Raw genomic sequence first — 11,314 nt, forward strand, 5'->3', positions numbered from 1 at the left:
ACCCGTTCAGCATGGTAAATCCCGGCCCGGTCGATGCGATCCGCAGCCTGGGGCTCGGGCAGGGGCGCGAGACCAAGATGCTCGGCCGGACCCTCGCTCGATAGCTCGGCGTCGCGTGACCGTCATGGGATTCAAGCTGGCCCTCGTCCAACCGCTCGCGCATCGACCCCCCGACGATGCCCGCAACGTGGCCGACGCCATCCGGCACGTCGAGGCCGCCGCCCGGCAGGGGGCCGCGGTGGTAGCCTTTCCGGAGACGTATCCGGGGCCCTGGCGAATGCCGGCCCGTTTCGATCCGACCGACGAGCTGGCGGGAGCGGCTCGGCGCTGTGGGGTGTACGTCCAGTTCGGCACGTTGGAGCCGCTCGACGACGGCAGCCGCCGCGCGCACAACGTGCTGCTCCTGGCCCGGCCCTCGGGCGGGACGCCGGGCCGGTACCGGCGGACCCATCCGCCGGGGCCATGGATCTATACCGGCGGGGCCTACTGGGAGTTCGAGTACGTCCCGGGCGAGGACTTCCCCGTCTTCGAGACCGAGCACGGCGTCTTCGGCCTGGCCATGTGCAGTGAGGTGTACGTCCCGGAAGTCAGCCGGGCCCTCGCGCTGCGCGGCGCGGAGGTCATCTTCCTGCCGGCCGGGGTCGACAAACTCCGCCTGTGGGCGTCGTGGAGGAACCTGATCTGGTCACGCGCGATCGAGAACCTGGCCGTGGTCGTGACGACCCAGAACCTGTTCGGGCCTGATCAGCGGGGGCTGGCCATGGTCGCCACGCCCGAGGAGGTCGTCTTCGAAAGCACGCAGCCCGGGATGTTCCTGCTCGACATCGACTTGGCGCGGGTTCGCGACTTACGAGCTCAGCGGGACGGGGTGGGCTCGCAGATCGCCAACGCCGCCAAGGCCGGCGTGCTCACGCAGTGGCAGCGGCCGGAGCTCTACGACAAGATGCTCCCGAAGTCACGGGACGGGGGCCCGACGGCCCCCTCCCAGACCCAGTCACCGGATTGAGATCGCGCGGGCCGGCCTGCGCAGCACGCCGCTGGCGGACGCGGTCATCCGATCGGCTCGCCAAGGGGACGCTCGTCGAGGTGACGTACTAGTCACGGGGTCATAGTCGTGGCGGGAGGGCGCCCCGCCGCGGCTGGGAGCCTGTCGGGTTAACAAGCGCTACGCGAACGCCAGACCGCCGACGGTTGCTGTTCCCGCTCCGAGCGCCGGCTTTGCCGGCGCAACCTGTCCTGGGGGAGGTCTCGGAGGGGGCCGCGGAGGCCCCCTCCGAAGAGACTAGGCGGTCACGGAGCCCCAGAATCACCCGCCAGGTGGCGCATCCGACGCGAGGTCGAGCCGACGCATGAGCTACGCACGGGGCCAGTTCCAGGTCGACTACGAGGCGCGGGTGGATTACGCCGAGCTTCGCCGCCAGCGCGTGGAGAAGGCCCGCGCCCAGCTGGCGGAGCAGAAGCTCGACGCCGTCCTGGTCTGGAAGGACGAGAACGTCCGCTACCTCACCGGCCTGCGGGCGCAGCTGATCGCCGGGAAGAGCAGCTCGCTCAACGGCGTGCTGTTTCCCCGGGAGGCGGAGCCGATCCTGCTCTGCTCGGGCGGGGAGCGCGATCGGGCCCTGGCCAAGATGCCCTGGCTCGCCGAGGTCCACGCCATCCCCATCATGGAGGAGCGCGGGCTCGTCGAAGGGTTCGTGAGCTCCGTCCTGAAGCCGGCGCTCGCTCGACACGGGCTGCTGCGGGCCCGCATCGGCGTGGACCAGCCCACGATGATCCTGATCGAGTCGATCCACCGCCTCTTGCCGGAGGTCGAGCTGGTCGACGGCGACTCGGCCATGCAGCGGGCGCGGCTGATCAAGCTCCCGGAAGAGATCGCCGTCATCGAGGAATCGTGCGCCATCGGCGAGGCGGTGACGCGGCGGGCGCTGGACGCGGTGCGCGAGGGCCGGCGTGAGTGCGAGGTGGCCGGCGACGCCATGCAGACGCTCTACTACCTGGGCGGTGAGATGGCGCACGTCATCACGCCCTTCGTGGCCTCCGGGGAGCACATGTCCCCGCCCCATCGCATCTGCAGCGACAAGCTCATCCGGAATCGCGACGTGTGCTTCATCGACATCGGCGCGATGTGGAACGGCTACTTCGCGGACATCGGCCGGATGACGATCGTGGGCCGGCCCTCGCAGCGGCAGAAAGAGGTCTACACGGCCGTTTTCCAGGGCCTGCAAGCCGGCATCGCCACCATGCGGCCGGGGAAGACCAACCTCGACGTCTCGAACGCCATCGTGGCCAAGATCGCCGAGTTCGGCCTCCAGGAGCACCTGTTCAGCCTGTTCATCGGGCACGGCATCGGCATGGGCGCCAACGAGCCTCCCTACATCGGGGAAACCATGAAAGGGGCGTCGGTCTACGAGCTCAAGCCCAACATGGTGTTCGCCGTCGAGCCGCTGGTGTGGGTCCCCGACGTCGAGGGTGGGGCCGGAGTGCGCATCGAGGACATGGTCCTGGTGACCGAGGGAGCGCCACGAGTGTTGTCGCGGATCGACTACGAGGACCGACTCCTGCTCTGACGTCGCCGCGAGGTCCGGTGAGCCGGCCGGACCTCGGCTACCCGGCCGGGGGCGACGCCGGACGATAGATCTCGCCGCCGCTCTGCCGAAACTCCTCCGCCTTCTCGCGGAGTCCCTGGTCGACGGCGACCGTCTCATCGGCCACCCCTCGGCTGCTGGCGTACTCCCGGATCTCCTGGGTGATCTTCATGGAGCAAAACTTCGGCCCGCACATCGAGCAGAAGTGCGCCAGCTTCGCGCCCTCGGCCGGGAGGGTCTCGTCGTGGAAGGTGCGTGCCGTCTCGGGGTCGAGCGAGAGGTTGAACTGATCCTCCCAGCGGAACTCGAAGCGCGCCCGGGACAGCGCATCGTCCCACTGGCGGGCCCGCGGGTGGCCTTTGGCGAGGTCGGCCGCGTGGGCCGCGATCTTGTACGCGATCACGCCGTCCTTCACGTCCTTCTTGTTCGGGAGTCCCAGGTGCTCTTTCGGCGTGACGTAACAGAGCATGGCGGTCCCGAACCACCCGATCATGGCGGCGCCGATCGCGGAGGTGATGTGGTCGTAGCCGGGGGCGATGTCGGTGGTGAGCGGCCCCAGCGTGTAGAAGGGGGCCTCGGCGCAGGCCACCAGCTCCCGGTCCACGTTCTCCTTGATCAGGTGCATCGGAATGTGGCCCGGTCCCTCGATCATGACCTGGCAGTCCTGCTCCCAGGCGATCGTCGTCAGCTCGCCGAGCGTGTCCAGCTCCGCGAACTGGGCCTCGTCGTTGGCGTCCGCGATCGAGCCGGGCCGGAGCCCGTCGCCGAGCGAGAAGCTCACGTCGTAGGCGGCCATGATCTCGCAGATCTCGCGGAAATGGGTGTAGAGGAAGCTCTCCTGATGGTGGGCGAGGCACCACTTGGCCATGATCGAGCCGCCCCGCGACACGATGCCGGTCACCCGGCGGGCGGTCATCGGGATGTACCGCAGGAGGACCCCGGCGTGGATGGTGAAGTAATCCACGCCCTGTTCGGCTTGCTCGATCAGCGTGTCGCGATAGAGGTCCCAGGTCAGCTCTTCGGCTTTGCCCCCGACCTTCTCCAGCGCCTGGTAGATCGGCACCGTGCCGATGGGAACCGGCGAGTTGCGCAGGATCCACTCCCGAGTCTCGTGGATGTTCTTGCCCGTCGAGAGGTCCATCACGGTATCGGCCCCCCAGCGCGTCGCCCAGGTCATCTTCTCGACTTCTTCCTCGATAGAGGAAGTGACGGCCGAGTTGCCGATGTTCGCGTTGATCTTCACCAGGAAGCGGCGGCCGATGACCATCGGCTCGGTCTCGGGATGGTTGACGTTGGCGGGAATGATGGCGCGGCCGCGCGCGACCTCCTCCCGGACGACTTCGGCCGCCACGCCCTCGCGGAGCGCCACGAACTCCATCTCCGGCGTGATCTGCCCGTGACGGGCGTAGTGCATTTGCGTGACCCGCCGACCCGGCCTGGCCCGCCACGGACGGCGGAGCGCGGCGAACCTCACGCCACCGAGCGACGGGTCCTCCTCACGCTGACGCCGGTAGAGGGACGAAGCGCCCGGCAGCTCCTCGACGTCGCCGCGCTCGAGGATCCAGGAGTGCCGCAACGGCGGGAGCCCGCGCTTCACGTCGACCTGGGCCTCGGGGTCGGTGTAGGGGCCACTCGAGTCGTAGAGCCTCACCGGCGGGGTGCCGCCCGACAGCGCGATCTCGCGCACGGGGACACGGAGGTCGGAACGAGAGCCGGTGACGTAGATCTTGCGGGACGCTGGCATCGCTGCCTCCCTTCGCTGGCATTACCCAGATCAGGTTCGTGCGGTCGGCGGCGGTAGCCGCCCTCTCAGCCCGGTTCCCCGAGCTCCCGCGATAGAGGCCGACCCCACCACTGTAGAGGATCGGCCGCCGCAGCACAAGGGGCATCGCCCGTCAGCCGGTGTCGCCCACCAGCTGCGCCGCGGCGATGCCGGCCAGGGCGCAGGCCTCGTCCCTGTCCGAGACGTCGCCCGAGACTCCCACCGCGCCGACCACCACCCCGCTGGCGTCCCGGATCAGCACGCCGCCCGGCGCCGGCACCACCCGCCCGCCGGACATGGCGTTGAGCGCGGCGAAGAAGGGATGCTGCTGCGGCAGCTCCGCCACCCGGCGGGCCAGCGCCCGGGAGCCGACGCCCATCCCGAGCGCGCCCCAGGCCTTTCCCATGGCGATCTGGGGGCGCACGATGCCCGCGCCGTCCTCGCGGGCGAAGGCCTTCAAGTGGCCCCCGTCGTCGAGGACGGCCACCGCCAGCGGGGCACAGCCGATCTCGCGCGCCTTGCGGAGCGCGGCCTCGACGATGGTCGTCGCCTGCTGGAGCGTGATCCCCGCCATGGAGGCCTCTTCGACTCCTAAGGTTGCATGAGCGCGGCCCGGCCGACCAGGGCGTTCTGCCGCAGGAGCCGGTGGGCCTCCTCGGCGCCCTCGAGCGGGAACTCGCGCGTCACGATCGCCCGGATGCGCCGCTGGCGGAGCAGCTCCAGGGTCTGGGCGATCTCGGCCAGCGAGACGTAGCGGGAGCCGTGGATCTCGAGGGCCCGCTCGAGCATCCAGCGGGGATCCACCCGGAACGTGGGATCGGCCCCGAATACTTCGGACGGTCGGTGGCCGATGATGACCAGCCGACCGGCCCTCGCGAGCGCGCGGACGCCGGCCTCGAGCGTCTCGGAGGAGGCCACGGTGTCGATGACGGCGTCGACGCCCCGCCCGTCGGTCAGCGCGAGCACCTGCTTCGTCAGCTCTTCGCGCCGGATGTCGATCAGCGCGTCGGCCCCCACCGCCCGGGCCATCTCGAGCTTCGGGTCGGCGAGGTCGGCGGCCAGGACCCGCCCGCCGCAGAGCCGAGCCATCTGGACGGCGTGGATCCCCACGCCGCCGCCGGCTCCCACGATCAGCACCTGATCCCCGGGCCCGATCCGGGCCTCCTCCCGGCAGGCGTGGAGCGGCGTGCAGATCGCGTCGGCGCCGATGGCCGCCTCGAGGTCTGACACCCCCGGCGGGATGGGGCAGAGATTGACGGCCGGGATCGCCATGTACTCGGCGTAGCCGCCGTCGCAGGCCATCCCGACGTTGCCGCGGAAGGCCGGGCAGAGTGTCTCCCGGCCACTCCGGCAGTAGGGGCAGACCTTGCAGGTGAGATAGAAGTGGCAGGTGACCCGGTCGCCGACCTTCGCGGTCGCGACCTCGGAGCCCACCTCGACCACCTCCCCGGCGACCTCGTGGCCGGGAATCCGCGGGTACCCGGTCACCCGTCCGGGCGTGGCGATCATGATGACGACGGTGAGGCCGACGCCCGTCGCCCGCACCCGGAGCAGGACGTCGTTCGGGCCGATCTTCGGAACCGGCACCTCCTCGAGCCGGACCGGGCCCCCCAGCTCGCGCAGCACCATGGCCTTCATGGTTCCGTCCCCCCCGGCCAGCATAGACCATCCCGCGCCGTCGCTCTAGCGAGCGAGAGCACATTGAACCGGAGAGGCGCGTCGTGCTACATCACCGACATGGGACGGATGGGCCGCCTCGCGCGCCTCCTTGCGGTCACCGCGCTCGTCGCGGCGTGCCAGTCCGCACCGCCGCCGCCCGTGACCGAGGCCCCACCCGAGCTGATCCCGCTCGGTCGGATCTTCGCCCACCCGCAGTCGAACTGGGGATATCGCATCTCCCCCGACGGCACCCGCGTCGGCTGGATCACCTCCCATGCCGGGCGCGCCACGATCCACTTCCGTCGGGTCGAGGGAGACGAGGCGGGGGTCATCGACACGCACTCCCCGCGCTCGGTCTTCTGGTTCGTGTGGGCGCGGGACAGCCGCGGGATCCTCTACCAGCAGGACCGGCAGGGAGACGAGAACGACCACGTTTACCTCGCCTCCTCTGATCGCCCCCACGCCCCCCCGGTGGATCTCACGCCCTGGCCGGGTGCTCGCTCGTGGATCCATCGGGTCCCGCGCGGCGATCCGGAGCACGTGGTCGTCGGCTCGAACCGGCGCGATCGGACCCTCTTCGACCTCTACCGGGTCAGCCTCGCCACCGGCGAAGCCACGCTCATCGCGGAGAACCCGGGAGAGGTCGTGGACTGGATGACCGACGGGGAGGGCCGCCCGCGCGCCCGGCTCCGGCACGGCGGCTCGGACGCCCGGGTGCTGGAGGTCCGGCGGGACGGCGCGTGGGCGCCGCTTCAGACCTTCGACCTCGAGGAGGTCGACGTCCGGCTGCTCGGCGTCACCCCGGACGACCGTGGCCTCTGGCTCCTGTCGAGCCGCGGCCGGGAGCGCCGCGCGCTCCTCCGGGTGGACCTCGGAACGGGCGCCGAGTCGGTCGTCCACGAGCACCCGCGGTCCGACGTCGAGTGGGTGCTGCTCAGCGAGCGGACGCGGATGCCTCTGGTCGCCTTCGCTCACCCCGACTACCCCGAGGTCCACGTCTTCGACCCGGCCGTGGCCGCGGCGCTGCGGCCGCTCCGGCGCAACACCCCGACCGGCCTGCGCCTCCTGACCCTGGACGATGCCGAGCGGCGGGGGACGGTCGAGATGTACACCGAGAGGGGGCACGAGTCCTACCTCATCGACCTGGGGGGCACGCCGCCGGCCCTCCTCGGTCGCTCACACACGATGGCTTTCGCCGGGGCGCTCGGCGTCACCGAGCCTGTCACGTTCACGAGCCGGGACGGGCTCAGGCTCCACGGTTACCTCACCCGGCCGCCGGGATTCCGGGCGCCGGGGCCGATGGTCCTCGTCGTCCACGGCGGCCACTGGGCCCGCGACCACTGGGGCTACGACCGCGTGATCCAGTTCCTGGCCAACCGTGGTTACGCGGTGCTCCAGGTCAACTACCGGGGCTCCACCGGTTACGGACGCCGCTTCATGGAGGCGGCGATCGGCGAGTACGCCGGCAAGATGCACGACGACCTGATCGACGGCGTCCGCTGGGCGGTGGCGCGCCGCATCGCCGACCCGGCCCGCGTGGCCATCTACGGCGGGAGCTACGGGGGCTATGCCGCCCTGGTCGGGATGACGTTCACGCCGGAGGTCTTCGCCTGCGGCGTCTCCGTCGTCGGGATGTCGAGCCTGGTCACCCTCTTCGAGCGCATGCCGGCCTACTGGAAGCTCAGCTATGCGCCGCGCTTCCTCAAGTATATCGGCGATCCCTACAGCCCGGAGGGCCGCCGGCGGCTCGACGAGCGGTCGCCGCTCTTCCGGGCCGACCGCGCCCAGCATCCCATCCTGATCATTCACGGTGCCAACGACCCGCGGGTGAGCCTCCGCGAGTCCGAGCAGATGGTGGAGGCGCTCCAGCGGGCCGGGAAGGACGTCCGCTTCGTCGTGTTCCCTGACGAGGGGCACCGGCGGGACTACGGCAACTGGCGGAACGCCATCCGGCACTACGCGGAGGTGGAGCGCTTCCTGGCGGCCTGCCTGGGAGGCCGCAGCTCGACGGCGCCCTGAGGCCGCCTGGGAGCGTGTCGGACTAACCCCGCCACTCGCCCCCAAAGCGCGCGATGCCTCGATCAGCGCTCCGAGCGGCGGCTGTGCCGCCGCCACCGAGGGGGGCATCGGGGGGGTCTTCCGAAACCCCCCCGAAGAACTACCGGCCGGGGGACTTCCGGCGCTCGCGCTCGAGCCCCTGCCGGGCCTGCTCGAGCGGGATCTCCCGCCCGTTCTCATCCACGTAGTGGATGTCGAAGGGCGCGTCCTGGTAGATGAAGAGCAGGCACGCGCCGGCGCAGGCGAACACGTGCGGGTGCCGGGAGGGAAGATAGGCGTAGGCGCCGGCCTTCAGCCTGAGCGGCGATCCATCTTTCATCGTGACGATGCCGACGCCCGAGATCATCTCGATGTTCTCGTTCGGCGTGTGCCAGTGGAGCGGGATCGCGCATGCCCGCTGGGCCCTGACCAGGACCGCCGACGGGCCTTGCGACGCATCGCCCCGCAACACCGCCGTCTCGAAGCAGGCGGGCACGCTGGGAAAAACCTGGAACTTGGCCGTCGACGGGTCGACGATCACCGGCGGGTCTGCCGGCTGAGCGCCGAGCGCGCGAGCGACCAGGAGGAGAGCCGGGATCAGGAGCCTGGGCAGCACGTCACGACCTCCGTGAGCCTATCCCGTGCCCAGGTAGATCTCCTGGACGAGGGGGTTGGCCTTGACCGTGTCCCCGACCCCGTCGGCCACGACCTTCCCGAAGTGGAGCACGGTGATCCGGTTGGTCAGCGCGAAGGCGACGTCCATGTCGTGCTCGATGATCAGGATGGTGATGGCCGGATCGAGGGTCTTCAGGAGCGCAGTCATCAAGTGAGACTCGGCCGGGGACAGGCCGGCGGTGGGCTCGTCGAGCAGCAGGAGCTTCGGGGCGCCGGCCAGGGCCAGCGCGATCTCGAGCTGCCGCTGCTCGCCATGGGACAGGTTGCGGACGGTCTCGGTCTCCTTGTCGGCGAGCCCGACCGCCGTCAGTACCGCCCGGGCCCGCTCGAACAGCCGCGGGTAGCGGCGGAGCGGCCGGTGGAGGTGCAGCTTGGTGGGGGACAGCGCCTGGGCCGCCAGCAGGCAGTTGGCGAGGACCGTGAGTCGCGGAAAGAGGTTGGTGATCTGATAGGTCCGCCCGAGCCCCAGGGCGGCCCGGCGATGCGGGGGGAGCCGGGTGACATCCCGGCCGAAGAGCGTGATGCGCCCCGCGCTCGGCGGGAGCTCTCCGCTGATCAAGTTGAAGAGCGTGGTCTTCCCGGCGCCGTTCGGGCCGATGATGGCGCGACGCTCGCCGGGCTGGACGTCCAGGCTGACCCCCTCGACGGCGCGCAGCCCGCCGAACGCCTTCGACACCCCGGACAGGGTCAGCGCGCAGGCCGCCGCATCCATCGGCTCACCGCAGCTTCAACGAGACTTCCTCCCCCTTCCCGATGGGCACGGTGACCGAGAAGAGGTCGGGATGAGACTTGACCCGGGCCAGGTAGTCCTGGAGCTCCGCCGCGTGCGAGACCACGTTGTCCGCCACCAGCAGGCCGCCGGGTGTCAGCCTGGGAAGCGCCAGGTCGAGGTAGACGCGGTAGCTCGGCCGGTCGGCGTCGAGGAACACGAAGTCGAAGGGACCCGGCAGGGCCGCCAGGGTCTCGGCGGCCGCGCCTTCGCGGATCTCCACCCGGTCGAGGAGCCCGGCCCGGGTGAGGTTCTCGCGCGCCAGTCTCACCTTCCCGGCATTCCGCTCCAGGGTGGTGACCCGCCCCCCCAGGGGCTGGACGGCGTCCGCCAGCCAGATGGTCGAATAGGCATTGGACGTGCCCACCTCCAGGATGCGCGTGGCCCGCGACGATCGGATCAGGATCCAGAGCAGCCGGCCGGTGTCCGGGGTGATGTTCAGCATCCGCTTCGCGCGCTCGGTCTCGCGGGCGTCATTCTCGTCACCGAACCGCGCGAGCTCCTCGAGCAGGCTCAGCCGGGTGCTGTCCATGGGGATCACAGCCTGCGGGTCTCTAGCAGCGTGTCGGAGTAACGCAGCGCCGGCCACCGAGCGCGTGGTGCATCGAGGAGTGCTCCGAGCGGCGGCTTAGCCGCCGCCACTTTGGGTTCGCGCGCCTCGGACGGCGGGGCCCCAGCCCCGCGACGTCTTGCGGCGCGCCGTCAGGGGGGGCATCGGGGGGGGCTTCCGAGACCCCCCCGAAGGGACCTAGCAGTGGCGGCACGGCGGGTGGTCCCGGCTGTACACGGGCTCCTTCAGGAACTCCTCCGGCGGGTACTTCCAGAACTGGGAGACGGCCGGGAACGTGTGGATCACGGTGTTCCACAGCTCGCCGTCCCGCTTCTCCACCTTGCGCACGTAGATGTTCTGGACCGGGCTCCCGTGGGCGTCGAGCTTGATGGGGCCTCGCGGGGCGTCGGGGATCTCGATCCTCTTGAGAGCGGCCAGGAAGCGCTCCCGGTCCTCGACGTTGCCGCCGACCGCCTTGACGGCCTCGGCGATCCACCGGGCGGCCGTGTAGCAGGTCTCCGAGTAGTAGCCCGGCACTTTCCCGAACTTGGCCCGGTACTCCTTGACGAACCGCCGGTTCACCGGCGTGTCCAGCGCCGCGCTGTAGATCAGCGGGGTGATCCCCCCGACGGCCTCGTCGCCGAGCGAGGGGAGGACGAACTCGTCGAAGGTCGTCCCGCCGCCGATGAGCGGGAACCGCCCCTTCAGCCCGGCGTCCTGGTACTGTCTGGGGAAGCGCAGGGCGGAGGCCGCCACCATCACCGCGAAGACGGCGTCGGTGTCCCGGCGGATCTGCGACAGGTACGGCGCGAAGTCCGTGGTGCCGAGCGGCGGCCACAGCTTCTGGACGACCTGGCCGCCCGCCTCCTCGAACGTCTTCTGGAAGCCGCCGACCTGCTCCCATCCGAACGCGTAGTCGATGGCGACGGTGACGACCTTCTTGTAGCCGAGCGTCTTCACGACGTACTCGCCGAAGGGATGGTTGGGCTGACTCGAGGTCCAGCCGTTGCGCACCACCCATCTCGCCGGCTTGCGCTGCGTCAGGTCGTCCGCGGCCATGACGGGGTAGAGCATGGGGACCTTGAGCTGGTCCACCTTCGGCGCCAGGGCATAGCCCACGTGCGCGAACAACCCGCCGGCGAGCACCTGGACCTTGTCGCTCTCCACGAGCTTCTGGAGCTTGGTGAGGGCGATGTTCGGCTGCCCCTGAGTGTCCTCCACGATGACCTCGACCTTGCGGCCAGCGATCTGGTTGCCGTTCTCGTCCAGCCACATCG

At 70.4% G+C, this 11,314-nt stretch carries 10 protein-coding genes and 1 riboswitch; of the genes, 3 read left to right on the plus strand and 7 right to left on the minus strand.

Translation table 11 applies throughout. The annotated features are described in order from the left end of the window. Nucleotides 1-124: 124 nt before the first annotated feature. A complete protein-coding gene (locus VGW35_13500; GenBank protein ID HEV8308671.1) occupies nt 125-1,006 on the plus strand; it encodes a carbon-nitrogen hydrolase family protein in 882 nt (293 codons plus the stop codon). A gap of 343 nt (nt 1,007-1,349) precedes the next feature. Beyond that, nucleotides 1,350-2,567, plus strand: a complete 1,218-nt coding sequence (locus VGW35_13505; protein ID HEV8308672.1) for a Xaa-Pro peptidase family protein — start codon at nt 1,350-1,352, stop codon at nt 2,565-2,567. Nucleotides 2,568-2,604: 37 nt separating this feature from the next. Here the strand turns inward: VGW35_13505 and thiC are convergent, their stop codons facing one another. The 3 genes from thiC to VGW35_13520 all read right to left on the minus strand — a co-directional run bounded on the left by thiC (nt 2,605) and on the right by VGW35_13520 (nt 6,009). Continuing rightward, nucleotides 2,605-4,329, minus strand: coding sequence for a phosphomethylpyrimidine synthase ThiC (thiC, locus tag VGW35_13510; protein HEV8308673.1), 1,725 nt, complete (start codon nt 4,327-4,329; stop codon nt 2,605-2,607). Further along, a riboswitch (TPP riboswitch) is annotated at nt 4,320-4,429 on the minus strand. It overlaps the preceding gene by 10 nt. Nucleotides 4,430-4,480: 51 nt before the next feature. Then, nucleotides 4,481-4,921, minus strand: coding sequence for a heme-binding protein (locus tag VGW35_13515; GenBank protein HEV8308674.1), 441 nt, complete (start codon nt 4,919-4,921; stop codon nt 4,481-4,483). 17 nt (nt 4,922-4,938) lie between these two features. After that, on the minus strand, nt 4,939-6,009 hold the full coding sequence (locus tag VGW35_13520; protein HEV8308675.1) for an alcohol dehydrogenase catalytic domain-containing protein: 1,071 nt from the start codon (nt 6,007-6,009) through the stop codon (nt 4,939-4,941). A gap of 39 nt (nt 6,010-6,048) precedes the next feature. Between VGW35_13520 and VGW35_13525 the strand changes: the two genes are divergently transcribed. Continuing rightward, a complete protein-coding gene (locus tag VGW35_13525) occupies nt 6,049-8,025 on the plus strand; it encodes a S9 family peptidase (GenBank protein ID HEV8308676.1) in 1,977 nt (658 codons plus the stop codon). Between the two features lie 139 nt (nt 8,026-8,164). On the opposite strand, the gene VGW35_13530 is transcribed toward VGW35_13525, so the two are convergent. The 4 genes from VGW35_13530 to VGW35_13545 form a co-directional block, all read right to left on the minus strand. Beyond that, complete coding sequence (locus VGW35_13530) at nt 8,165-8,659, minus strand: cupin domain-containing protein (GenBank protein HEV8308677.1); 495 nt, start codon at nt 8,657-8,659, stop codon at nt 8,165-8,167. Nucleotides 8,660-8,677: 18 nt separating this feature from the next. Continuing rightward, nucleotides 8,678-9,430 carry an ABC transporter ATP-binding protein gene (locus VGW35_13535; GenBank protein HEV8308678.1) on the minus strand — a complete coding sequence of 251 codons (753 nt, stop codon included), beginning with the start codon at nt 9,428-9,430 and terminating at the stop codon, nt 8,678-8,680. A 4-nt stretch (nt 9,431-9,434) separates the two neighbouring features. Next, nucleotides 9,435-10,019, minus strand: coding sequence for an O-methyltransferase (locus tag VGW35_13540; protein HEV8308679.1), 585 nt, complete (start codon nt 10,017-10,019; stop codon nt 9,435-9,437). A 216-nt stretch (nt 10,020-10,235) separates the two neighbouring features. Continuing rightward, nucleotides 10,236-11,314: ABC transporter substrate-binding protein (locus VGW35_13545; protein HEV8308680.1), on the minus strand; the 1,079-nt coding region annotated here is incomplete at its 5' end.

Source organism: Candidatus Methylomirabilota bacterium (genome assembly GCA_036005065.1).
GTDB lineage: Bacteria > Methylomirabilota > Methylomirabilia > Rokubacteriales > DASRDR01 > DASYQW01.